24 protein-coding genes are annotated in these 21593 nt (G+C 68.0%); 10 read left to right on the top strand and 14 right to left on the bottom strand.

Translation table 11 applies throughout. From position 1 onward, the window contains the following. Nucleotides 1–232: 232 nt before the first annotated feature. From AZL_RS00985 to AZL_RS00965, 5 genes are read right to left on the bottom strand one after another with little or no spacing between them, the layout of a single operon-like run. Entirely contained in the window at nucleotides 233–1081 is an 849-nt protein-coding gene (locus AZL_RS00985; protein WP_012972810.1) for a capsid assembly protein, read from the bottom strand. 46 nt (nucleotides 1082–1127) lie between these two features. Then, nucleotides 1128–1397 (bottom strand): hypothetical protein, encoded by a 270-nt coding sequence (locus tag AZL_RS00980; RefSeq protein ID WP_173380464.1) that lies wholly within the window; start codon nucleotides 1395–1397, stop codon nucleotides 1128–1130. Then, nucleotides 1390–2994: a portal protein gene (locus AZL_RS00975; protein WP_012972808.1), complete on the bottom strand. Its 1605-nt coding sequence runs from the start codon at nucleotides 2992–2994 to the stop codon at nucleotides 1390–1392. Before AZL_RS00975 ends, AZL_RS00980 begins: the two co-directional genes overlap by 8 nt. Beyond that, nucleotides 2973–3383, bottom strand: coding sequence for a hypothetical protein (locus tag AZL_RS00970; protein ID WP_012972807.1), 411 nt, complete (start codon nucleotides 3381–3383; stop codon nucleotides 2973–2975). Before AZL_RS00970 ends, AZL_RS00975 begins: the two co-directional genes overlap by 22 nt. Continuing rightward, nucleotides 3380–3784: a hypothetical protein gene (locus AZL_RS00965; protein WP_012972806.1), complete on the bottom strand. Its 405-nt coding sequence runs from the start codon at nucleotides 3782–3784 to the stop codon at nucleotides 3380–3382. The genes AZL_RS00970 and AZL_RS00965 overlap by 4 nt, the downstream gene beginning before the upstream one ends. A 162-nt stretch (nucleotides 3785–3946) precedes the next feature. On the opposite strand from AZL_RS00965, the gene AZL_RS00960 reads away from it, so the two are divergent. Together AZL_RS00960 and AZL_RS00955 are read left to right on the top strand one after the other, a co-directional pair. After that, on the top strand, nucleotides 3947–4579 hold the full coding sequence (locus tag AZL_RS00960) for a S24 family peptidase (protein WP_012972805.1): 633 nt from the start codon (nucleotides 3947–3949) through the stop codon (nucleotides 4577–4579). 89 nt (nucleotides 4580–4668) lie between these two features. Further along, nucleotides 4669–4974 (top strand): hypothetical protein, encoded by a 306-nt coding sequence (locus AZL_RS00955; protein ID WP_012972804.1) that lies wholly within the window; start codon nucleotides 4669–4671, stop codon nucleotides 4972–4974. Here the strand turns inward: AZL_RS00955 and AZL_RS00950 are convergent. Then, on the bottom strand, nucleotides 4950–5798 hold the full coding sequence (locus AZL_RS00950; RefSeq protein ID WP_148219149.1) for a branched-chain amino acid aminotransferase: 849 nt from the start codon (nucleotides 5796–5798) through the stop codon (nucleotides 4950–4952). The two genes, AZL_RS00955 and AZL_RS00950, sit on opposite strands and share 25 nt — an antisense overlap. A gap of 229 nt (nucleotides 5799–6027) precedes the next feature. On the opposite strand from AZL_RS00950, the gene AZL_RS00945 reads away from it, so the two are divergent. Then, nucleotides 6028–6249 carry a hypothetical protein gene (locus AZL_RS00945; RefSeq protein ID WP_247894241.1) on the top strand — a complete coding sequence of 74 codons (222 nt, stop codon included), beginning with the start codon at nucleotides 6028–6030 and terminating at the stop codon, nucleotides 6247–6249. A gap of 81 nt (nucleotides 6250–6330) precedes the next feature. Here the strand turns inward: AZL_RS00945 and AZL_RS00940 are convergent, their stop codons facing one another. From AZL_RS00940 to AZL_RS00920, 5 genes are all read right to left on the bottom strand, one after another. After that, the gene (locus AZL_RS00940; protein ID WP_012972802.1) at nucleotides 6331–7107 is read right to left on the bottom strand and encodes a succinate dehydrogenase iron-sulfur subunit; all 777 of its coding nucleotides are present in this window, start codon (nucleotides 7105–7107) and stop codon (nucleotides 6331–6333) included. Nucleotides 7108–7133: 26 nt separating this feature from the next. After that, the gene (gene sdhA / locus AZL_RS00935; protein ID WP_012972801.1) at nucleotides 7134–8918 is read right to left on the bottom strand and encodes a succinate dehydrogenase flavoprotein subunit; all 1785 of its coding nucleotides are present in this window, start codon (nucleotides 8916–8918) and stop codon (nucleotides 7134–7136) included. Nucleotides 8919–8923: 5 nt separating this feature from the next. Beyond that, nucleotides 8924–9319: a succinate dehydrogenase, hydrophobic membrane anchor protein gene (sdhD, locus tag AZL_RS00930; RefSeq protein ID WP_012972800.1), complete on the bottom strand. Its 396-nt coding sequence runs from the start codon at nucleotides 9317–9319 to the stop codon at nucleotides 8924–8926. Between the two features lie 12 nt (nucleotides 9320–9331). After that, nucleotides 9332–9721 (bottom strand): succinate dehydrogenase, cytochrome b556 subunit, encoded by a 390-nt coding sequence (sdhC, locus tag AZL_RS00925; RefSeq protein ID WP_042442272.1) that lies wholly within the window; start codon nucleotides 9719–9721, stop codon nucleotides 9332–9334. A gap of 276 nt (nucleotides 9722–9997) precedes the next feature. Continuing rightward, nucleotides 9998–10261 (bottom strand): hypothetical protein, encoded by a 264-nt coding sequence (locus AZL_RS00920; RefSeq protein ID WP_042442270.1) that lies wholly within the window; start codon nucleotides 10259–10261, stop codon nucleotides 9998–10000. 246 nt (nucleotides 10262–10507) lie between these two features. Between AZL_RS00920 and AZL_RS00915 the strand changes: the two genes are divergently transcribed. Continuing rightward, nucleotides 10508–12235 (top strand): hypothetical protein, encoded by a 1728-nt coding sequence (locus AZL_RS00915; RefSeq protein ID WP_012972798.1) that lies wholly within the window; start codon nucleotides 10508–10510, stop codon nucleotides 12233–12235. 24 nt (nucleotides 12236–12259) lie between these two features. Here the strand turns inward: AZL_RS00915 and rlmN are convergent, their stop codons facing one another. Together rlmN and AZL_RS00905 are read right to left on the bottom strand one after the other, a co-directional pair. Further along, nucleotides 12260–13429, bottom strand: a complete 1170-nt coding sequence (gene rlmN / locus AZL_RS00910) for a 23S rRNA (adenine(2503)-C(2))-methyltransferase RlmN (RefSeq protein WP_042442269.1) — start codon at nucleotides 13427–13429, stop codon at nucleotides 12260–12262. Nucleotides 13430–13531: 102 nt separating this feature from the next. Then, nucleotides 13532–14086: an invasion associated locus B family protein gene (locus AZL_RS00905; RefSeq protein WP_012972796.1), complete on the bottom strand. Its 555-nt coding sequence runs from the start codon at nucleotides 14084–14086 to the stop codon at nucleotides 13532–13534. 254 nt (nucleotides 14087–14340) lie between these two features. Between AZL_RS00905 and AZL_RS00900 the strand changes: the two genes are divergently transcribed. The 6 genes from AZL_RS00900 to AZL_RS00875 all read left to right on the top strand — a co-directional run bounded on the left by AZL_RS00900 (nucleotide 14341) and on the right by AZL_RS00875 (nucleotide 19303). Continuing rightward, entirely contained in the window at nucleotides 14341–14715 is a 375-nt protein-coding gene (locus AZL_RS00900; RefSeq protein WP_012972795.1) for a response regulator, read from the top strand. Between the two features lie 65 nt (nucleotides 14716–14780). Further along, nucleotides 14781–16445 carry an HD domain-containing phosphohydrolase gene (locus AZL_RS00895; RefSeq protein ID WP_012972794.1) on the top strand — a complete coding sequence of 555 codons (1665 nt, stop codon included), beginning with the start codon at nucleotides 14781–14783 and terminating at the stop codon, nucleotides 16443–16445. 107 nt (nucleotides 16446–16552) lie between these two features. Continuing rightward, complete coding sequence (locus AZL_RS00890) at nucleotides 16553–16801, top strand: DUF1272 domain-containing protein (protein ID WP_012972793.1); 249 nt, start codon at nucleotides 16553–16555, stop codon at nucleotides 16799–16801. A gap of 124 nt (nucleotides 16802–16925) precedes the next feature. Beyond that, a complete protein-coding gene (locus tag AZL_RS00885; RefSeq protein WP_012972792.1) occupies nucleotides 16926–17561 on the top strand; it encodes a glutathione S-transferase family protein in 636 nt (211 codons plus the stop codon). Between the two features lie 88 nt (nucleotides 17562–17649). Then, entirely contained in the window at nucleotides 17650–18831 is a 1182-nt protein-coding gene (locus tag AZL_RS00880) for a M20 aminoacylase family protein (protein WP_012972791.1), read from the top strand. Nucleotides 18832–18838: 7 nt separating this feature from the next. Further along, nucleotides 18839–19303: a protease complex subunit PrcB family protein gene (locus AZL_RS00875; RefSeq protein ID WP_012972790.1), complete on the top strand. Its 465-nt coding sequence runs from the start codon at nucleotides 18839–18841 to the stop codon at nucleotides 19301–19303. Between the two features lie 28 nt (nucleotides 19304–19331). Here AZL_RS00875 and AZL_RS00870 read toward each other — a convergent pair whose 3' ends face one another. Then, nucleotides 19332–21017, bottom strand: a complete 1686-nt coding sequence (locus AZL_RS00870) for a putative bifunctional diguanylate cyclase/phosphodiesterase (RefSeq protein ID WP_247894240.1) — start codon at nucleotides 21015–21017, stop codon at nucleotides 19332–19334. Between the last annotated feature and the right edge of the window lie 576 nt (nucleotides 21018–21593).

Below are 21593 nucleotides of genomic sequence, written 5' to 3'. Positions count from 1 at the left end.
GGCTTGGCGTCGCCCTGTTAATCCGTCAGTCGAACGGATGGTTGGAACCTATCCTAAAGAAACTGACGGCTTCATTTCAATCTTGCAACGCAATTTTTCCACGCATGCGCAACAGATGCCCCCTAACCCGTTATAAAGGTTGCGGATCGCGACATTTTGTCTCGTCACGTCCCTGCCCGGCCGCCAGCCGCGGAAATGGGGATGGCGGCCGGGCATCGCTCGGAGCCCAGCCTCACCCCTGACCGGGATAGAGGCGCTGGAATCCTTCCGTCACCCGGGCGATCACCGCCGGGTCACGGTCACGCCAATAGCGCGGGTCACGCATCAGGGTGCGCAGTTCGCCCTCGCCCTCGCCTCCGCCGGGCCGGTTGCCCGCCATCGACAATGCCGCCGGCTCGCTGCCGGTCATCATCGCGTAAAGCGCCATGACGCCTTCGTAACTGCTCGCCAGACCTTCCACGGCGGCCGGCGGCAGGGTCTTGCCGGCCCAGGCCAGCAGCTGCCGCGACACCTCGCGCCAGCGTTCCTCGCCGCCGAAGCGGGCGACCAGCTTTTCGACCTCGCGCTCGGCCTGGAACTCGGCGGCCATCGTCTGGATCAGCGGAACCATCCGCTCGGCGGCGAGATCATAGAGAAGCTGCGCCTGATCCGGGGTGTATCCGGCCTCGAACAGGCGGCCGTTGATCTCGGGATCGGGCTGGAACAGGCCATGGTCGCAGGCGATGCTGTAGCCGTCCGGCGTTTCCGGTGCCCCCAGCAGCCGGCGAAGCTGCGCCGGGTCGAGAGCTGCCGGATTGATTGGGGGCGGATTGATTGGGGCCGGATTGATGGAGGCCGGATCGCCGGAAGCCGGTTCGACGGCAGCCGGCCCTGCCTCGGCCACCGGCTCGGCAGCGACGGCAGCCGGCCCCTGGCGTGACCGGCCCTGGGACGACAGGCGGCGCTCCAGCTCCAGATAGGATTTCAGCAGCGCGTCGACGCGCAGGGCGCCGGTCCTGGCATCGCGGAATTTCTCCGGAATCGGCAGCGGCGGCACCATGCCGACGGACGCGGCGGACTCGGGCAGCGGAATATCGACCATTGTCAGCTCCTGCAGGAAGGGGAAAACAGGTGGGGGCGGCGGCCGGTCAACCAGCCCGTCCGCGCGCGACCAGCGCGAGGATGATGGCGACCAGCTGGCGCTGCCCTTCGAGGTGACGGAGCGCCGCCTCGGGCGCGTCGGGCCCCAGGGCACGGTCGAGCGTCATCGCCCGCAGCATCGCCAGCACCCGCGCCCCGTCATCCCCGGCGAAGCAGCGGGCGAAGCTGGGCGCCGGATCGACGTTTGAAGCCATGGCGGGGTCCGGATCGGCGGAGAGCGGCGTCTCCAGCCACTCCCACCCCTCGCGCTCAGCCATTGGACGCTCCGATGCCGGGGGGGACGATGTCGGGAGCCGCAGCATCGACCACCGCCGGAACCGGAGGCGAGGCGGAGGGGAGGGGGGCGGCGGGGGTGGGAGCGGCGAGCTCCGCCCGCATCAGCTTGGCCGGCACGCCGAAGGCCTCGCCCAGCCAGTGGGCGGTCGCCGCCGCATCCACCACGGCCTCCGCCTCCGGCCCCAGCGCCTTGACGCTGTCCAGCCAGCGCAGAGTCGCCTGGACGTCGCGCTGGGCCTGGGCCTGGGCCAGCGGGGAGCGGTGCTGCAACTCCACCAGCCGGCCATCGACGGTGATGTCGGGAATCTCGCCGCGCCGGCGCAGGATCGACACCGCCCGCAACAGAAGCGGCGTCATCAGCTCGGCCTGAAGCCGGCCATAGGTGGCGCCGAGCAGCCGCGCCATCTCGACCGAGCGTTCCAGCACCTCGGTCGCGGTCATCCGCGCCGAGTCCACCGGCCCCAGCCGGTCGACCAGCAGCGCATGGCGGATGCGTCCGCGCAGATCGTCGAGCACCAGCTGCGACACGTCGAACCGTCCCGGATTGGCCAGCGGCGTCAGACCGGCCGATCCGACCGCCTTGGGGATGATGGTGCCCGGCACCAGCCGGATGGTGGAGGGGTTCAGCACCCCGTCATCATCCGCCTGCCAGATGCCGGTGACGGCGATCGAGGCGTTCTTCAGCACAAGCTCCACCACCTTGTTGGCGGTCTTGATGTCGGGCAGCGCCTTCATCACCGGCGACCGGCCATAGGTCTCGCCCGGCGCCTTCAGCCAGCGGAAATTGACGAAGGGCGACTGGGCGAACCGCCCCTGCGCCAGCCAGGAGGGGTCGGCCAGCCCGCTGTCCAGCACCACGCCCCAGCGATAGGCCGCGCCGTCGGGAACCACCGCCTCGACCAGGGGAAAGCGGTGGTCGGGATCCTCGGCCGCCCGTCGGCGCAGCTCGTCGGGCAGCCCGGCGCCGGGAAAGCGCTGGAGGATCTGCGCCAGCGTCGCCTCGCTGCGGCGGAAGGTGGCGTCGAGCCGGCCGTCCGGCCCCTCCTCCAGCACCGCGTCGGCCAACGGCACGGCGGTGAAGCGCAGGCTGGACACGGCGCCGGGCGCGGCCTCCTCCATCAGCAGGCTGGCGGTGCCGACGGTGACGAGGTCGAGGAAGGCCTGATGCACCTCCACCGCGAAGTTGGAGCGGTCGAAATGGGCCTGGATGATGCCTGCGGCACGGTCGAGCAGCGGAGCGATGCGGTCGCGCTCCGCCCCCGTCAGGTCGGGACCGGGCCGGAAACCGAACCAGCGCGACCAGGGCGGCGTCAGCTCCGACAGCAGGCTGGCGGCCAGCTGCTCCACCGCGTCGGGAGCGGTGCCATCGAACAGCCGGTTGACCCGGCGTTCGCCCGCCGTGCCGCCTCCGTGAAAAGGACGGCCATTGGGCAGGGCATGGTCGTAGCAGTCCTGCCAATGGCTTTCCCACACGCCGCGCCGCTCGCGGGCGCCACGATAGCGGTCAAGCAGGGCCTCCGGCTCCGACGGCTCCTCCTTCCGGCGGACGGACGGCTTCACGGCAGCGGATGTGGACATGCGCGCTCTCCTCCGGTCAGGTGCAGATGCAGTTGCCACGGGGTCAGCACCCGGCGGGCGCGCAGGCCGATCAGGCGCTTGACCGCCTCGACGCAGGTGAAGGGCCCCCAGGGGGCGGGGGCGGCCGGGCGGCGCAGCGGAGCGGCATCCACCGTCAACCCCTGGGCGCGGTACCAGCCCGGCAGGTCGAAGCCGGCCGGCAGGTCCAGCACCGCCACGTCGGTGAAGCCGGCCAGCGGATCGACCGCGACCCAGCGCCGCCCGTCGGTCAGCAGGGCGAGGCAGTGGCGGAATCCCGGCTTCAGCGGCCGCAGCCACCACAGCGGCGCCTCCCCGCGATAGACCACCCAGGCCGCCGTCCAGGACGTGGCTTGCGGGTGCGCCGTCATCGGGTGATGCCCTTGTCGCGCAGGGCCGGGGCGATGGCGGCGAAGGCCTCCTCCCACAGGACATGGGCGCGCTGCTCGCGGAAGCGCTCCGGCTCCGGCGCGCTCCGGCGGCGGCCGTAATGGACCAGCACATGCAGATGGTCGCGTTGAAGCTTCCGCATCCGGTACAGCCGGTCGACCACGCGCAGCAGGTCCTGCGGCTCGCAGGGCCGCGCGATCTGCCCGCAGCCGGCGACGACCCGCGCCCCAGCCGCCTTGGCGTCATGCGCCTGCACCGCCCAGTACCAGGCCTCCTCGGCCCCGGCGAAGGGCTCGCCGTCGACGCCGTAGGGCTCCGCCCTCGGCGGAACGGTCCGGGACCGGCGCTCGGCGGACAAAGGGGGGGCGGCCGGACTCAGCATGCTGGTCTCCTTGCGGCTTCGGAATTTGAAGGAAGGGAGGCGTCGGGCCGGGATCGCGGCCACACCGTCTGTTTGCGTTATGGTCCCGCCAATACACGCGGTCAACAGATTTATGAAAAAGTTCCTAGGGACGCTGTCGCCGGTTTATGAGATTATCGTCCCATGCTGAAACATACGGACATCTGGCGGGCCATCGACCGTCTCGCGGCACAGCACGGGCTCTCCGCCTCCGGGCTGGCACGGCGCGCCGGACTGGACCCGACCACCTTCAACAAGAGCAAGCGCACGACCAATGACGGGAAGCTGCGCTGGCCCTCGACCGAAAGCATCTCCAAGGTGCTGGACGCCACCGGCGCCTCGCTGTCGGAATTCGTCTCGCTGGTCGGCGATGGCGCCGGCACCGGCCCGCTGCAACGGGTTCCGGTGATCGGTTATGCCCAGGCCGGGTCGGCGGGCTATTTCGATGATGCCGGATTCCCCGCCGGCAGCGGCTGGGACGAGCTGCTGTTCCCCAGCCTGGGCGACCCGCACGCCTATGCCCTGGAGATTTCCGGCGACAGCATGGAGCCGGTCTATCGCGATGGCGACACCATCATCGTCTCGCCGGCGGCCCAGATCCGCCGCAACGACCGCGTTGTCGTCCGCACCAAGGGCGGCGAGGTGATGGCCAAGCAGCTGATCCGCGAGACGGCGACCAAGATCGAGCTGCTGTCGATCAACCGTGCCCACCCCGACCGCAGCATCCCGCTGGCCGACGTCGCCTGGATGGCGCGGATCATCTGGGCGAGCCAGTGAGGGTGGGGGCAAACACCTCCCCATCCGGCGCACGGTCCTAGGGAAATTTTCCTTTACCATTCACCCCGGCAGGCGCTACCGTCCATTCCATGGACCGCGCCGCCCGCCTGGACAGCCTTCACCGCAGCCATGACGGCCAGCCGCCGAAACCGGCGCTTCGCGCCGCCCTGCTCGGCGGCCGAGAGCGCGCCAACGCCCTCAAACGCGCGGCGACGCTCCGCCTGCATGGCACGCTCGCGGCCGAGGCGTGCTTCGCCGCCGCCCGACGCCGCCGCGGCCTGACCGCGGCGACCTGCCGGAGCGACGCGTGGCTGGCCCGGCTGGCCGCCACGCTGGCCCATCACCGTGGGGCGGCGGTGGCGCTGCTCGATCAGCGGAAGGCGTATTCCCAATAGAGCGCGCGGGCCCGCTGGAAGATCGGTCCCGCCGCCAGAGCGCGGTCCTCCACCCTGGTCACCGGCACGCATTTGGCGTGGTTGCCGGTGGAGAAGACCTCGTCGGCCTCCAGCACCTCCTGCGGGGTCAGCGTGCATTCCTCCACCGTCACGCCATCGCCGCGCAGCAGGGCGATGATGCGCTGGCGGGTGATGCCGTTGAGGAAACAGCCGTTCGGCACCGGCGTCCGCACCACGCCACCCTTGACGATGAAGATGTTGGAGGTGGCGAACTCCGCCACATTGCCGATGGCGTCCAGCATGATGGCGTTCTGGAAGCCGCGCTTGCGCGCTTCGGTCAGCGCCATGCCGGCGTTGGGGTAGAGGCAGGCGGCCTTGGCCTCGGTCGGGGCCATGGCCGGAATCGGCCGGCGACGGCTGGAGATGCAGACGGCGAAACCGGTCGGCTGCGGCAACGGGTCCTCATAGACCGACAGGACGAAGCGGGTGCTTTCCGGCGCCGGGGCGACGAAGCCGTCATCGGCGTAGAACATCGGGCGGATATACAGCTCCGCCTCCTTGGGGAAGCGGCGGATGCCGTCCCAGCACAGCTCCTCGATCTCGCCGGCGGTGACCATCGGCTCCAACCCCATCACATGGGCCGAGCGGATGGCGCGGGCGCAATGCAGATCCAGATCGGGAGCGACACCCTGAAAGGCGCGCGCGCCGTCGAAGACCGTCGAAGAGAGCCACAGCGTGTGGGACAGCGGTCCGACGATCGGCGGGTTTCCCTCCACCCACTCGCCCTGAATCCAGCTCCACGCCTGGCCTGCCATGCCGCCCATGATTGGTCCTTCCCTGGAAAGAAAATATATCCGTCCGCCGGGTGCCGCCGGTTGGCGCCGCCCCCCTGGTGGTTCGTCGTCGTTTGTGATCTCCCGTTGAGCATACCCCCCCGCCACGGCGGGTCAACCGGTCCGCGCGCAATCGTCCCGTGCGGGGGAGCGGATCGCGGCTTCGTCCGTTGACAGGAGGAGCGCCCGATGGCGAACCGACACAGACGGGAGAGAGACCATGCCCATGCTCACCCATATGCTCACGCCGATGACCACCCCCGGCCTCGCCGCGGCTCCCCCCACCCCATTTCCCCGCCCGCATGAGGATGTGCCGGTCGTCGACCTGCCGGGCACCGACAATCCCGACCTGCCCGACGCCGGCGGCCCCGGCACCACCGACAGCCCGGTCCCCGGCGAGGATCTGCCGCCGTCGCGTCCGACCGACCCGGACTTCGCCTGACGCCCCGTCTCCGGGCATCGGCAAACGAAAAAGGCGCCCCCGGAGGGGCGCCTTTTCCTTGTCGCGAAACGCGGTCCGCGATCAGCGGCGCACGACCATCAGCTTCTTGATCTCGGCGATGGCCTTGGCGGGGTTCAGACCCTTCGGGCACGCCTTGGTGCAGTTCATGATGGTGTGGCAGCGGTAGAGGCGGAACGGGTCCTCGAGGTTGTCGAGGCGCTCGCCCGTCATCTCGTCGCGGCTGTCGGCGATCCAGCGATAGGCCTGGAGCAGAATCGACGGGCCGAGGTAACGGTCGCCGTTCCACCAATAGCTGGGGCAGGAGGTCGAGCAGCAGAAGCACAGGATGCACTCGTAGAGGCCATCCAGCTTGGCGCGGTCCTCCGGCGATTGCAGGCGCTCGCGGCTCGGCGCCGGCGACTGCGTCTGCAACCACGGCTTGATCGAGGCGAGCTGGGCGTAGATGTGCTTCAGGTCGGGAACCAGATCCTTCACCACCGGCATGTGCGGCAGCGGGTAGATCTTGACGTCGCCCGGAACCTCGTCGATCGCCTTCAGACAGGCCAGCGTGTTCGTGCCGTCGATGTTCATCGCGCACGAGCCGCAGATGCCTTCGCGGCAGGACCGCCGGAAGGTCAGGGTGCTGTCGACCTGGTTCTTGATGTAGATGATCGCGTCCAGGATCATCGGGCCGAACTTGTCGAGATCGACCACATAGGAATCGACGCGCGGGTTCTGGCCGTCGTCCGGGTTCCAGCGGTAGATCTTGAAGGTCTTGGCCCGCTTGGCGCCGTTCGCGACATTGACGGTCTTGCCGACGCCGACCTTGGAGTTGGCTGGCAGGTTGAATTCAACCATGGCTGATTTCCTTTATCCGGCGGGCCTTAGTACACGCGGGCCTTGGGCGGGAAGACCTCGACCTCGTCGGTCAGGGTGTACATGTGGACCGGGCGGTAATCGATCTTCGTCTCGCCATTGTCCGCGACCCAGATGACGGTGTGCTTCATCCAGCCTTCGTCGTCGCGGTTCGGATAGTCCTCGCGGGCATGGGCGCCGCGGCTTTCCGGACGGTTCTGGGCGGAATGCAGGGTGGCGACCGCCTGGCCCAGCAGATTGTCCAGCTCCAGCGCCTCGACCAGATCGGAGTTCCAGACCAGCGAGCGGTCGGAGATCGCCATCTCGCCCTTCTTGGCATAGACGGCGTCGATCTTCTTCACGCCCTCGTCCAGGACCTCGCCGGTGCGGAAGACGGCACAGTTGTTCTGCATCGTCCGCTGCATCTCCAGCCGCAGGTCGGCCGACTTGATCGTGCCCTTGGCGTTGCGGATGCGGTCGAACCGCTCCAGCGCCTTGTCGCAGCTGTCGGGCTTGACCGAGGTGGCCTTGCCCGGCTTGACGATCTCGGCGGCGCGGATGGCGGCGGCGCGGCCGAACACCACCAGATCGAGCAGCGAGTTGGAGCCCAAGCGGTTGGCGCCGTGGACCGACACGCAGGCCGCCTCGCCGATGGCCATCAGGCCCGGCACCACCTGGTCCGGGTTCGAAGCGGTCGGCGACAGCACCTCGCAGTGAACGTTGGTCGGGATGCCGCCCATGTTGTAGTGGACGGTCGGCAGAACCGGGATCGGCTCCTTGGTCACGTCCACGCCGGCGAAGATCTTGGCCGTCTCGGCGATGCCGGGCAGGCGCTGATGGATGATCTCCGGCGGCAGATGCTCCAGATGGAGGTGGATGTGGTCCTTGTGCTCACCCACGCCGCGGCCTTCGCGGATCTCGATGGTCATCGAGCGGGACACGACGTCGCGCGACGCCAGGTCCTTGGCCGACGGGGCATAGCGCTCCATGAAGCGCTCGCCGTTGGAGTTGGTCAGGTAGCCGCCCTCGCCGCGCACGCCCTCGGTGATGAGGCAGCCGGAGCCGTAGATGCCGGTCGGGTGGAACTGCACGAACTCCATGTCCTGCAACGGCAGGCCGGCGCGCAGGATCATGCCGCCGCCGTCGCCGGTGCAGGTGTGGGCCGAGGTCGCCGAGAAATAGGCGCGGCCGTAGCCGCCGGTCGCCAGCACCACCATCTGGCCGCGGAAGCGGTGCAGCGTGCCGTCGTCCAGGTTCCAGGCGAGGACGCCCTTGCAGACGCCGTCCTCCATGATGAGGTCGAGCGCGAAATATTCGACGAAGAACTCCGCCTCATGCTTCAGCGACTGCTGATAGAGCGTGTGGAGGATGGCGTGGCCGGTGCGGTCGGCGGCGGCGCAGGTGCGGTAGGCCTGGGTCTTGCCGTATTGCGCGGTCATGCCGCCGAAGGCGCGCTGGTAGATCTTGCCTTCCGGCGTGCGCGAGAAGGGAACGCCGTAATGCTCCAGCTCGATGATCGCCGGAATGGCCTCGCGGCACATGTATTCGATGGCGTCCTGGTCGCCCAGCCAGTCCGACCCCTTCACGGTGTCGTACATGTGGTAGCGCCAGTCGTCCTCGCCCATGTTGCCGAGCGCGGCCGAGATGCCACCCTGCGCCGCCACCGTGTGGGAGCGGGTCGGGAACACCTTGGTGATGCAGGCGGTCTTCAGGCCCTTTTCGGCCATGCCGAAGGTGGCGCGCAGGCCGGCGCCACCGGCGCCGACGACGACGACGTCATAGGTGTGGTCGATGATGGTGTAGGCGGTCGCCATGGTCGTCAGGCTCCGATGAAGATCTTCACGACGGCCAGCACGCAGGCTGCCGCCAGGGCGAAGGACAGGAACTTGACGCCGATGATCAGCGCCATCTTCTGCCATTCGACATTCACATAGTCCTCGATGACCACCTGCAACCCCGACTGGGCATGGTGGAAGGTGACCACGGCGGTGAGGACCATCATGACGGCCGAGAAGGGCGACTTCATCCAGGCGACGAAGGCGGCGTGATCGGCGCCGAGATGGCCGATGACGCCGAAGACGAACCAGACGGTCAGCGGGACGAGCGCGATCGCGGTCAGGCGCTGCGACCACCAATGTTCGGTGCCATGCTTGGCGGAACCCAGACCGCGCGCGACCTGCAGCGGCGAGCGGAGGGTCTTGCTATTGGACGCCATGTCTTATTCTCCTCACCACACGGCCAGGCCGACGATCCAGGTCAGCACGGTCAGCGCTGCCGTCGCGATGAGCACGATCCGGTTGTTGCGGTCGGCATCGGTCAGTTCGAACGACTTGCCGGCGTCCCAGACCAGATGGCGGATGCCGTTGCACAAATGGTAATACAGCGCCGCCGACCAGCCGAACATCAGCAGCAGGCCGAAGAAGGAGCCGATGAAACCCTGGGCGCGCGCGAACGCCTCCGGACCGGCGGCGGCGGCGACCAGCCACCACACCAGAAGAAGCGTGCCCACAGCCAGCCCGACGCCCGTGATGCGGTGCGTGATGGACATGACTGCGGTCAACGGGAGTTTGTAGACTTGCAGATGCGGGGAGAGCGGCCGACCGCTGCCGTTTGCCATTGCGTCGTCCTCTGTTCGCGGCCGGGCGCGGCGCAACATGACGATTGCCGCGGCGGCTGGGTGGTGCGTGCAGTTTTGGGACGGCTGTCCCGTCCTGTTCGTTGGCGCAATGAATTACGCTCCCGCAGCAGCCGAGTCAACGGCGGGGGGTGGCCGAAAGTGCTGGTGTGACGATTTTGGCGCAGCGCGGGAAGTGGCTGAAAAGAAACGGCCTTCCGGTCCTGTGGTAATACCAGCATCAGCGTCCAGTCCCACCCCGACGCGCTTGCCCCACCGCTACTTGTCAAAGCGCCGCACGTTCTCCACCATCATCGAGTACATCTGAGTAATCAGTTCCGCCGGACGAAGACGGCCGAACGGAATGTTGTCCTTCGCCCATTCGACCAGTCCGGGTGGCGGCTTGACCGGCGCCACCTCGTAGCCCGCCTTCTTCAGCGCGGCGGTCACCGCCTTCGCCTGCTTGGCATAATCCTCGTTGAAGAAGGACTTGTCGGCGTCCTTGATCGCCTTGGCGATGATGTCCTCGATGGGGGTGGGCATGCCGATGCTGGAACCGGGGCTGTTTGGCGGACCGCCGCACCCTGTCACAGCACGGGTCGGCAGCGCAATTCCCCGCTGTCCGCTTGGCGAGGACGGCAAGCCGTCCGGCGGGACGCGATACCCCGAACGGCCACCACCGATCGGCCGCTGTCCGGAAGGTCGGTGGACAGGCCCGGCCGGCCGGGGTCAGCCTCCCCGCATGCCATGCGTCTCGGCGAAGTCCCGGCAGGGGGATAAGGAACCGGAATGGTGCGATCGACGGAAGCGGCGCTCGGTCTCGGGCCGGGCAGGCTGGAGCCCGGGGTTCTGGATGCCGCACCCAGCGGTTCCCGCGAGACGATCCCGTTCGCGGGGGCGGTATCGGTGCTGGTGCTGGCTCTGTGGAGCATTCCCAGGCTCAGCTTCGGCGATGGCGGCGTCCATGTCGCGATGGCCCATCTGCTGACGGTGCTGGCGGCGGGGACCGCCGACCCCATCCTGTCGCAGTATTTCACCCTCAACCTCCAGAGCGAGCCCAACTGGTTCATCTACCCGGTGCTGGCCGCCCTGCTGCGGGTCTTCGATCCCTATACGGCGGAGAAGATCCTGTTGACCGGCTATGTCATCGGCCTTCCCTACGCCTTCCGCTACGCGGTGACGGCGGTCAATCCGCGCAACGCGCCCCTGTCCTGGTTCGCCCTGCCCTTCGTCTTCTCCTGGCCGCTGAATCTCGGCCTGTACAATTTCATCTACAGCCTCGTCTGGTTGTTCGTCTCGCTGGGCTACGCCCTGCGCCACTGGCGGGCGATGACGCCGGCCCGCACGCTGACGATGGCCCTGCTGGGGCTGGTCACCTATTTCTCCCACCTCACCGCCGCCATCGTGCTGTGCCTCTGCCTGGGTGGATTCGGCGCATGGCTGCTGTGGTGCGAGCTGCGCCGGCCGGGATCGTCGGGATTGCTGGAGGCCGGGCCGCGCAGGCTGTGGGTACCCTTCGCCGCCTTCGCGGCAGCGCTGCTGCCGATCGTCGTGCTGACCCTGCTGTTCGCCCTGCGCAACACCGGACAGAAGGTGGAGTTCGGTCCCGACCTCTGGTACCGGACCAAGATGCTGGTCTACGGCAACGTCATCCTGTCGCACACCCGATGGGAGGGGGCGTTCGCCACCCCGGTGGCGCTGCTGCCCTTCGGGGCCGCGACGCTCCTCCTCTTCCGCCGCCGTCAGGGGGGAAGGGCCGCGCCGGGCCCCGTCCTGGGCAGTGTCCCGGGCCCTGTCAATGACCCGATGGACGGCATGCTGGCCGGGGCGCTGCTGGTCCTGCTCTTCAGCTACGCCATTCCCAACAGCATGTCGGGCGGCGGGCTGGCGGTGCAGCGCATCCAGATCTTCCCCTACCTTCTGCTGATGCTGTGGCTGGCGCTGGTCACCGACTGGAGGGCGCTGCGGCGGGTGACGGTCGCGGTCTCCGGGGTGGCGACGGCCGGGCTGCTGGCGATCAACATGGTGCACAACCATCTGAACAGCGGCTATCTGGCGGAGTTCGACGGCGTGGCCCAGCGGCTGGAGCCGGGACGGACCATGCTGCTGCTCGATTTCACCGGCTGGAAGGCCAGCCCGGACGGGCGGTATGACAGCTTCCGCCTGAATTTCGTCGGTCACCCGCAGTCACGCTTCGTCGCGACCCGTCCGCTGGTCGACCTGAACCTCTATCAGGCCTCGACACCGAATTTCCCGGTGCGCTACCGGACCGAGGCCGATCCCTACATCCACCTGCGCGGCAACGGCGCCAACCCGGAAAGCCCGCCGACCGACGAGTTCCTGATGGCCGGCACCCGCAGCGCCATCCAGGTCGATTATGTCCTGGTCTGGGGCCTGACGCCGGAGCGCGCCGCCATGGACGGCGCCGGCCTGGAGCTGGAGCAGCTGGACGCCGGCTATGAGCTTGCCGGCATCTCCGAGCATGGCTGGATGCGCATCTACCGGCGGCGGCACTGATGACGCCGGTGGCGATCCCCCCGGTCAGGACGCCAGCGCCGCGTCCTTCTCCGCGATGACGGCGGCGATGGCGGCGCGTTCGGCGGCGGTCAGGCGCAGGCTGGCGCTCTTCAACTGGCCGCAGGCCGCCATGATGTCCTCACCGCGCGGGGTGCGGACCGGGCTGGCATAGCCGGCATTGTTGACGATGTCGCCGAACAGCTGGATCGCCCGCGCGGTCGAGCGCTCATAAGGGGCGCCCGGCCATTCGTTGAAGGGGATCAGGTTGATCTTGGCCGGGATGCCTTCCAGCAGCTTCACCAGCGCCCGCGCGTCGGCCGGCGTGTCGTTCACGCCCTTCAGCATCACATATTCGAAGGTGATGCGCCGGGCGTTGGACAGGCCGGGATAGGTGCGGCAGGCCTCCATCAACTCGCGCAGCGGGTATTTGCGGTTGATGGGCATGATGATGTTGCGCAGCTCGTCGGTCACCGCGTGCAGGCTGACCGCGAGGTTGACGTTCAACTCCTGGCCGCAGCGTTCCATCATCGGCACGACGCCGGAGGTCGACAGCGTGATGCGCCGCTTGGAGATCGAGATGCCGTCGCCGTCCATCACGATCTTCAACGCCTTGGCGACATTGTCGTAATTGAACAGCGGCTCGCCCATGCCCATCATGACGATGTTGGACAGCATGCGCCCGTCGGGCGGCGCCGGCCATTCGCCGAGCATGTCGCGGGCCAGCATCACCTGCGCCACGATCTCGGCCGCGTCGAGGTTGCGCACCAAACGCTGGGTGCCGGTGTGGCAGAAGCGGCAGGTCAGCGTGCAGCCGACCTGCGAGGAGACGCAGAGCGTGCCGCGATCCTCCTCGGGGATGTGGACGCTCTCCACCTCCTGCCCGTCGGGCATGCGCAGCAGCCACTTGCGGGTGCCGTCGGCCGACTTCAGATCCGTCACCACCGTCGGCCGCGCCACGATGTGGGTGTCGGCCAGCTTCTCCCGCACCGGCTTGGCCAGCGTGGTCATCTCGGCGAAATCGGTGGAGCCGCGGTGATAGATCCAGTGCCAGAGCTGGCGGGCCCGGAATTTCTCCAGGCCGACGGCAAGCATCTCGGCTTCCAGCTCTTCGCGGGACAGGCCGACAAGGTTCTTGCGTCCGTCGGCATCGGTCGCCGGCAGAACGAAGGCGGAAGCATGATTGGAGGCGCTCATGGCCCCATTACATAGGGCCATGCGCGTTCGGAGTCAAAAGACCAAGTGAAAAAAGACCAAGCGCAGCGCTGCGGCGATCTGCGCTTCACGCCGCAGGCGTGATCAGCGCTTCACGCCGCAGGCCTCGTTGATGGCGTCATAGGCCTGGCCGACGCCGGCCAGGCTGTAGGTGTCGGTCGTCTTGGTGCCGCGGCCGGACACGCCCTTGACCACCAACTGCTTGCCGTTGCGCAGCGCCGTGGTCACGGCGCGGTCGCCGTCGGCATCGCGGGCCCAGGCGGTCTCGCCGTCGGTGAACAGCTTGAACTCCTTGCCGTCGATGCTGACCTCGGCCTCGCTGCCCTTCTTGAACGGATAGCCGACGATGATGCTGACGACGTCCAGGGCCTTCTCCGCCGGGCGGTGGGTGACCAGCGTGTAGATGTCGCCGCGCTTCGCCTTCGGCTCCGACTTCTTGGGCTGGCTGGAGATGTAGCAGACCTTCTGCCCCTTCTCCTCGAACAGGAAGGCGTTCCAGTCCTTGAAGGTGCCGAGATGGCGCGGATCGGCGGCGGCGGCCGGCGCGGCGGAGAAGAGGGCGGCGGCCAGAAGGGCGGCGACGGCAGAACCGGCAAAGGCGGCCCCGGCAGTTCGGCGGACGGCGTTGGGAAGCAACATCGGTCTTGCGTCTGCTCGTTGTTGGTCCGTGGGATGCGGGCGGACACTAACCCAAAGGGACGGAGCATTCCAAGGCCGGCGGGCCGGGGCCGGTCCATTTCTCACAGCCTGGGCCGCGCGCCGCGTGACATTTCCACCGACTTGGAGACAATGGGCACGCAAACTTGCCGCTGGCGCGGCGCCGGCTTCGCGCTATATCTGCGCCCGGAATGAACGCCCGGCATGAACGGGTTGGGTTGGCGACGGGGACTGGCATGGCCAAACTGCTTGTGGTGGACGACGACCCGGTCACGCGCAACCTCGTCCGCGCGATCCTGACCCGCGAGGGGCACGAGCTGACCCTGTGCGCCAGCGCTCCGGAAGCCATCGGCATCCTGTATGTCGAGCGGTTCGATCTCGTCCTGACTGACATCATCATGCCGGACCATGACGGCTTCGAGGTCATCCAGGCCGCCCGCTCCCTGCGCCCGGAGATGCCGATCGTCATCCTGTCGGCCATCGACGACAAGGTGCCGGCCGAGCTGACCTCCGCCGCCTTCGCCAAGCTGGGCGTGACCCGCGTCATCGCCAAGCCGGTCAATCCCACCCTGCTGGCGTCGGAGGTGGTGGCGGCACTTGTCGCCGGTTGAATGAGCCGGACAATGGGATTACTTTGCCGGATGCGCTTCACGCATGCGCAACCATCGAGATTCCCATGCGCCATGACGATGCACGGCCACAGACGGCCGGTCCGGTCGCCAAACCGCCGTTCAGGGTTCTGATCGTCGACCCCGACCCATCGTTGCTGGCCCTCGCCCGGTCGGCGCTCGACGGGCTCTCCATCGGCGGGGCCGGCGTCACGCTGACGGGCGCCGCCTCCGCCGCCGAGGCACGCGACGCCCTGCTGCGGCACCCCGACATCTCGCTGATCCTGTTGGAGATCGCGCTGGAGGAGCCTGACGCCGGGCTCGGACTGATCGCCTGTCTGCGGCACGAGCTGGGCAACCAGCGCACCCGCATCCTGGTCTGCACCAACCAACCGGACGGCGGGGCGGAGACGGAGGACGAGGCCATCGCCGCCAACGACATCGGCGACTGGCGCCGCAAGTCGGAGCTGACGCCGCACGCCCTGCGCGTCGCCGTCGCCGGCCAGCTGCGCACCTTCGTCAGCCTCCAGTCCCTGGCCGCCGGACGCAAGGGATTGGCGCGCATGCTGGTCGCCACCACCGGCCTGCTGGAGATGCGCACGCCCGACGTGCTGTTCCCCAACATCCTGCCGCGCGTGGTCGGGCTGCTCGGCATCGGCCATCACGCCCTGCTGTGCATCCAGGGCGACACGCTGCCGCGCGACCGCCGGATCCGCGTGCGTGCCGCCACCGGCCGTTTCGCCAGATGGGCCGGTGGGACCAATGGAAAGGATATCGAACTCGCGGAGATCGGCGAACCGCAGGTGGAGGCGGCGCTGGAGCGGCTGTCTCCCAGCAGCGAGACGATCATCGAGGCGGGCTTCTGCGCGCTCCGCCTGCGCGCCAATGTCGGGATCACCGGCATGATCTATGTCGAGGGCCGCAACGACGCCACCGCCCGCGACTGGCAGCTTCTGGAGCTGTTCCGCAACAAATGCTCCATCGCCTTCGAGAACGCGCTGCTGATCGAGGAGCTGAACAGCTCGCAGAAGGCCACCGTTCTGGCGATGGGGGCGCTGGCCGAATACAAGGACAACGCCGCCACCGGCCATCTCCAGCGCATCGAGACGCTGGTGGGCTCCATCGCCCGCGAGCTGTACCGGCGCGAGACGTTCCGCGACGAGCTGGATGCCGATTTCGTCGAGAAGGTCGGGCTGGCCGCCTTGCTGCACGATGTCGGCATGCTGAGCGTGTCGGACGAGACGCTCAGCATGCCCGGCGAGCTGACCGGCATCGACATGCAGATGATCCAGCGCCATACCGAGATCGGCCACCGCATCCTGGCCGAGGCGGCGGTGCCGCTGCGCGGCCGGTCGCTGCTGTCCATCGCGGCGGAGATCGCGCGCTACCACCATGAACGTTATGACGGATCGGGCTATCGCGAGGGGCTGAGCGGCACCGCCATTCCCATCGGCGCCCGCATCACGGCGGTGGCCGACGTGTTCGACGCGCTGATCACCCACCGCCAATACCGCAACGCCTGGGCGGTGGAGGACGCGATCTCCTGGATCGCCGAACGGGCGGGCCGCGATTTCGACCCCGATGTCGTCGATGCCTTCCTCCAGGTCGTCCGCCGCCTCCAGACCGACGATCCCGGCTGGTTCCCCAAGGCGGAGGACGGCGCGGGCATGCTGGGCGGCGCCATCGGCCGCAAGCTCCGCACCCTCTTCGGCCGCCGGTCGGAAACGATGTAGCCGCCATTTTGGCAGGATCTTCACGTTGGCCGGCATCCACGCCACTCCCCTTGCCGTCGTGATCCCCGCTACCCTCCATGGCTCATCCCGACAGCCGAGATCATGTCATGCTGGACCTGCGCCCCAACTGCGAATGCTGCGACCGCGATCTGCCGCCGGACGCGGCGGACGCCTATATCTGTTCCTTCGAATGCACCTTCTGCGCCGACTGTCGCGCCCGGCTGCCGGGGGAACGCTGCCCGAACTGTGGCGGCGAGTTGGTAAGGCGGCCGATCCGCCCGGCCGCGACGCTGGCGGGCAACCCGCCGTCGGCGGTCAGGATCGTGAAGCCGGATGGCTGCGCGCCGCTGTTCTGACACTCGGAATCGCCCCTGCTGTCGCTGGCGTTCGCCGCGCAAATCGGCCAGACTGAGACGATCGCCACCGACGCCATCATTCCAGGGGATCCGCCCCCGGACCGGGCGCAGGAACCGTCACCGCATGCTCACGCTCTACAGCTTCCCCACGCCCAACGGACACAAGGCCTCGATCCTGCTGGAGGAGCTGGGGCTGCCCTACGCCGTCCACCGCGTCGATCTGGCCCTCGGCGAGAACAAGCGGCCCGACTTCCTGGCGATCAGCCCGATCACCAAGATCCCGGCCCTGGTCGAGGATCTGCCGGGCGGCCGGATGCGCCGCCTGTTCGGGTCCGGCGCCATCCTGCTGCATTTCGCCGAACGCACCGGCCGGCTGCTGCCGGAGGATGAGGACGAGCGGGCGGAGGCGATGAGCTGGTTCATGCTGGGCGTCAGCGATCTCGGCCCGACCGCCATCGACATGCAGCGCTTCGCCGCCCGCTCCCCCGACCGCATCCCCCACGCCATCGACCTGTACAAGGGCGAGCTGATGCGCTGCTACGCCGCGCTGGAGGAACGGCTCGGCAAGGCGGAGCATCTGGCGGGCGAGTCCTATTCCATCGCCGACATCGCCTGCTTCCCCTTCATCGCCGCGGCGGCGGTGGCCGGCGGCGGGCTACTGGAGCGTTTTCCCAACCTGAAGCGCTGGCATGACGCCGTCGGGGCGAGGCCGGCGGTCCGGCGCGGAATGGCGGTTCCCGACATCAGCACCCCCGATTAGTCGTTCCGCCTTCGCAACGACAGTTTAATTTCAATCCCAACCAGCTCCCCCGAACGCCAACCGGCCGTTCCAACCAGATGTTAGAGACATGCCGATCAACAACCGCATCGCCGCCTTCCAGGACGACATGACCGCGTGGCGGCGCGACATCCACGCCCATCCGGAACTGGGGTTCGAGGAGAATCGCACCTCGGACATCGTCGCCGCCAGGCTGGAGGAGTTCGGCATCGCCGTGCATCGCGGCCTGGGTGGGACCGGGGTGGTCGGCACGCTGAAGGGCCTGGGCACCGGCAGCGGCCGGGCCATCGGCCTGCGCGCCGACATGGATGCGCTGCCGATGCCGGAGGCCAACGAGTTCGACCATGCCTCGCGCCATGCCGGCAAGATGCACGCCTGCGGCCATGACGGCCACACCGCCATGCTGCTGGGCGCCGCCCGTTATCTGGCGGAGACCCGCAACTTCGACGGCACCGTGCATTTCATCTTCCAGCCGGCCGAGGAAGGGCTGGGCGGCGCGAAGCGGATGATCGAGGACGGGCTGTTCCAGCGGTTCGACTGCGAACAGGTCTATGGCCTGCACAACTGGCCGGAACTGCCGGCCGGCCGGATCGCCGTGCATCCCGGCCCGGTGATGGCCGCGGCCAACCAGTTCGAGATCCAGGTGACCGGCCATGGCGCCCATGCCGCCATGCCCCACCGCGGCATCGATCCGGTGCTGGTGTCGGCCCACATCATCACCGCGGCGCAGAGCCTGGTCAGCCGCGGCACCAACCCGGCCGAAAGCGCCGTGGTGTCGATCACGGTGGTGGAGGCCGGAACCGCCGCCAACGTCATTCCCGACAGCGCGCGGATGCTCGGCACCATGCGCACCTTCTCGGAAGAGAACCACCGCCGCATCCAGGAGCAGTTCGGCCGTCTCGTCTCCAGCATCGCCGAGGGGCTGGGCGCCAAGGCGGAGTTGCGCTTCCGCCCCGGCTACCCGGCCACCGTCAACAGCGAAGCGGAAGCGCGCATCGCCGCGAGCGCCGCCGCCAGGGTGGTGGGCGAGGAGAATGTGGTCTGGGCCCCTGACCCGACCATGGCGGCGGAGGATTTCGGCTATATGCTGAAGGAGCGGCCGGGCGCCTATGTCTGGCTCGGCCATGGCGGCCATGGCGGACCGTCCTGCCGCCTGCACAACCCGCTTTACGACTTCAACGACGCGATCCTGACCACCGGCGCCAGCTATTGGGCGTCGCTGGTCGAGACGATCCTGCCGCGGAGCGCCTGACCGTCCCATGAAGATGCCGTTCCGTCTCCGCCTGATCGCGCTGCTGCTCCCGCCCTCGCTGCTGCTGGCCGCCTGCCAGAGCGGCGGCGGCACCGACGGCAATCTGCTGCCGGCCCAGGCGGAGGCCGGCAGCGTCTGGGAGGGCGACCGCAGCGGTGCGGCGGAGCGCGCCTATGTCGTCGCCCGCGATGCCGGCGAATGGTCGGCATTGTGGGCCAGGGTCGGCGAGCCGGCCCCGGCCTCGCTGCCCGGCGGACGGATGGCGGTCGCGGTCTTCCTCGGGCCACGCGACACCGCCGGCTACGGTGTGACCATCGACAGCGTGCGGCAGGCCGGAGCCGACCTGATCGTCGGCTATCACGAGATGGTGCCCGGCCCGGCGCAGGCGGTGGCGCTGAGCCGAACCAGCCCCTACGCCATCCGCCTGCTGCCCAGTGCCGCAGGCACGCCGAAGTTCGTCCGGGGGAAATGAGGGGGCGAGGGCGGTCGGCGGCGGACCGTCACCGCGGCATCTGCCAGGGCAACGGCCCGCCGACCAGCTTGCCCGCCTGATCGGGCGGCAGCGGGCGGGCGAAGTGGTAGCCCTGACCGTAATCGCAGGCCAGCGCCCGCAGCAGGTTGGCGTCGGCGCTGGTCTCGATCCCCTCGGCGATCACGTCGAAGCCAAGCAGCCGCGCCAGATCCATGATGATGCGGACGATGGCGCGGTTTTCCTCGGACTGATGCATCGCCGAAACGAAGGAGCGGTCCACCTTGAGACTGTCGATCGGCAGCTTGTGCAGGTAGGACAGCGACGAATAGCCGGTGCCGAAATCATCGATCGACAGCTTGATGCCCAGCGCCCGCAGATCGCGCAGCAGGCGGATCGACTGTTCCGCCTTGTCCATGACCGCGCTTTCCGTCAGCTCCAGCTTGATCCAGGACGGCTCCACCCCGGTCTCGCGCAGAACCTCGCGCACGACCTGGACGAAATTGGGATCCGACAGCTGGTGGGAGGATAGGTTGACGCTCATGAACAGCGGGGCGGAACCCGGCTCGCGGCGGTCCTGCCACTCGGCGATCTGGAGGCAGGCCTGCCGCAGCACCCAGGTGCCGAGCGACAGCACCAGACCGGTGCTCTCGGCGATCGGAATGAAGATGCCGGGCGGGATGTTGCCGCGTTCGGGATGGTTCCAGCGCATCAGCGCCTCGAACCCGGCCAACCCGCCGGTCACCATCTCGACGATCGGCTGGTAGGCGACCCAGAGATCGTTGCCGCTGACCAGCGCGCCGCGCAGATCATGCTCCAGCCGCACCTGCTCGACCACATGGGATTGCATCGCCGGGTCGAACCAGGCCTGCCGGCCGCCGCCCTGCTCGCGGGCGCGGGCGGTGGCGATCTCGGCATCGCGCAGCACGTCGTCGGGCCGCTCGTGACTCGGCGTCGCGACGGCGACACCGATGCTGGCGGACAGGAACACCGTGCCGCCGGAGCTGGAACGGGCGGAACGCACCACCGCCGCCAGATCGTCGATGGCGCTTTCCAGCACCGGCCGGTCACAGGCCCCGCCGGCCAGCATGGCGAAGGCATGGTCGCTGACGCGCGCGATCAGATCGAAGGCGGTGGCCCGCGCCGCCATCCGTTGCGCCAGGCCATCCAGCAGCTCGTTGGCGAAGCCCTGCCCCATGCTGCTGCGGATTTCGGCGAAACGGTCGATGTCCAGAATGACCAGCGTGAAGGGTTCGCCCATGCCGCTGTAATCCGCCATATGCTTCAGCAGCATCAGGCGGTTGGCCAGCCCGGTGACGGGATCGTAATAGGCGAGGCGGAAGAGGTCGTCCTGCATCTGCCGACGGTCGGTAACATCCTGCAGAATGACGAAGTAACCGCCGATGCTGCCGTCCCCGAGACGGTACGGCGCATGCATCCGCATCAGGTAGCGCTGCTGGCCGTCGGTCTGGGTGATCCAGCCCTCCGTCTGCACCGTCTCCCCCGCCAGCGCGCGTTCCGCCCGCGCCAGCGAGCCGCGCTGCAACTCCGGCCCCATGAACTGGCCAAGCGTGGTGCCGACCGCCTTGTCCAGCGTCGTTCCCACCATCTCCAAATAGGCGGGGTTGGCATAGATGTACCGCCGTTGCGTGTCCAACAGCGCCACCTTCACCGTCATCGCCTCGAGAATCTGACGCAGGGCATCCAGCCCGGGCACGCCCGAAGCAGCACCCGATAAAGCCTCGGCAAGCGCAGTGATTCGGGGATCTGGACTCATGGCGATGATAGAGCGGGGTACTCATCAGGAAATCGATACCCAACACTTACGCGAAGTGTCACCCATCCGTCAAAACCAAAGCTGCCTTAGTGCGGCATATCTTGGACATTTCTACAGGCGAAGCGGCAGACACAGCCAGACGTGACCAACAGCATATAATAGTATTCATTCAAGCCGGGGTTGCATATCTCCGGGATAGGCATCCGCTCTTTCCGCTCCGCTCGGAAACAAGCGTGGAATCACTTTCGTTCTCTGTCGTATCGGCCGCCCCTTGTGATTGCATCTGATATCCGGCGCACGATGAAAGGTCGATAAACCGTCACTCTTGTGCGATGCAGGAACGCGGGAACGGTATGGCTGTGCCCTGTAATGGAAAGATATGGGCGGACGGACACGGATTTATACTGCCATTGGAAGTGGGGGCAACACAGCCGAGGAGATCACCGGGCCCGGCTCAGCCCTGACCGTGGAAACTCCGGCCACGACGCCCCCCGACCGCAACGCCAAAAATCACAT

Origin of the sequence: Azospirillum sp. B510, from assembly GCF_000010725.1 — a bacterium.
Classification (GTDB): domain Bacteria; phylum Pseudomonadota; class Alphaproteobacteria; order Azospirillales; family Azospirillaceae; genus Azospirillum; species Azospirillum lipoferum_B.
Note: the sequence above shows the minus strand (reverse complement) of the source record. Positions and strands in the feature narration are given on the sequence as shown.

Excerpts from the sequence above, each read along its gene's own strand:
- AZL_RS00985 (WP_012972810.1), bottom strand. The coding sequence starts at position 1,081 with ATGGTCGATATTCCGCTGCCCGAGTCCGCCGCGTCCGTCGGCATGGTG.
- AZL_RS00980 (WP_173380464.1), bottom strand. The coding sequence starts at position 1,397 with ATGGCTGAGCGCGAGGGGTGGGAGTGGCTGGAGACGCCGCTCTCCGCC.
- AZL_RS00975 (WP_012972808.1), bottom strand. The coding sequence starts at position 2,994 with ATGTCCACATCCGCTGCCGTGAAGCCGTCCGTCCGCCGGAAGGAGGAG.
- AZL_RS00970 (WP_012972807.1), bottom strand. The coding sequence starts at position 3,383 with ATGACGGCGCACCCGCAAGCCACGTCCTGGACGGCGGCCTGGGTGGTC.
- AZL_RS00965 (WP_012972806.1), bottom strand. The coding sequence starts at position 3,784 with ATGCTGAGTCCGGCCGCCCCCCCTTTGTCCGCCGAGCGCCGGTCCCGG.
- AZL_RS00960 (WP_012972805.1), top strand. The coding sequence starts at position 3,947 with ATGCTGAAACATACGGACATCTGGCGGGCCATCGACCGTCTCGCGGCA.
- AZL_RS00955 (WP_012972804.1), top strand. The coding sequence starts at position 4,669 with ATGGACCGCGCCGCCCGCCTGGACAGCCTTCACCGCAGCCATGACGGC.
- AZL_RS00950 (WP_148219149.1), bottom strand. The coding sequence starts at position 5,798 with ATGGGCGGCATGGCAGGCCAGGCGTGGAGCTGGATTCAGGGCGAGTGG.
- AZL_RS00945 (WP_247894241.1), top strand. The coding sequence starts at position 6,028 with ATGCCCATGCTCACCCATATGCTCACGCCGATGACCACCCCCGGCCTC.
- AZL_RS00940 (WP_012972802.1), bottom strand. The coding sequence starts at position 7,107 with ATGGTTGAATTCAACCTGCCAGCCAACTCCAAGGTCGGCGTCGGCAAG.
- sdhA (WP_012972801.1), bottom strand. The coding sequence starts at position 8,918 with ATGGCGACCGCCTACACCATCATCGACCACACCTATGACGTCGTCGTC.
- sdhD (WP_012972800.1), bottom strand. The coding sequence starts at position 9,319 with ATGGCGTCCAATAGCAAGACCCTCCGCTCGCCGCTGCAGGTCGCGCGC.
- sdhC (WP_042442272.1), bottom strand. The coding sequence starts at position 9,721 with ATGGCAAACGGCAGCGGTCGGCCGCTCTCCCCGCATCTGCAAGTCTAC.
- AZL_RS00920 (WP_042442270.1), bottom strand. The coding sequence starts at position 10,261 with ATGCCCACCCCCATCGAGGACATCATCGCCAAGGCGATCAAGGACGCC.
- AZL_RS00915 (WP_012972798.1), top strand. The coding sequence starts at position 10,508 with ATGGTGCGATCGACGGAAGCGGCGCTCGGTCTCGGGCCGGGCAGGCTG.
- rlmN (WP_042442269.1), bottom strand. The coding sequence starts at position 13,429 with ATGAGCGCCTCCAATCATGCTTCCGCCTTCGTTCTGCCGGCGACCGAT.
- AZL_RS00905 (WP_012972796.1), bottom strand. The coding sequence starts at position 14,086 with ATGTTGCTTCCCAACGCCGTCCGCCGAACTGCCGGGGCCGCCTTTGCC.
- AZL_RS00900 (WP_012972795.1), top strand. The coding sequence starts at position 14,341 with ATGGCCAAACTGCTTGTGGTGGACGACGACCCGGTCACGCGCAACCTC.
- AZL_RS00895 (WP_012972794.1), top strand. The coding sequence starts at position 14,781 with ATGCGCCATGACGATGCACGGCCACAGACGGCCGGTCCGGTCGCCAAA.
- AZL_RS00890 (WP_012972793.1), top strand. The coding sequence starts at position 16,553 with ATGCTGGACCTGCGCCCCAACTGCGAATGCTGCGACCGCGATCTGCCG.
- AZL_RS00885 (WP_012972792.1), top strand. The coding sequence starts at position 16,926 with ATGCTCACGCTCTACAGCTTCCCCACGCCCAACGGACACAAGGCCTCG.
- AZL_RS00880 (WP_012972791.1), top strand. The coding sequence starts at position 17,650 with ATGCCGATCAACAACCGCATCGCCGCCTTCCAGGACGACATGACCGCG.
- AZL_RS00875 (WP_012972790.1), top strand. The coding sequence starts at position 18,839 with ATGAAGATGCCGTTCCGTCTCCGCCTGATCGCGCTGCTGCTCCCGCCC.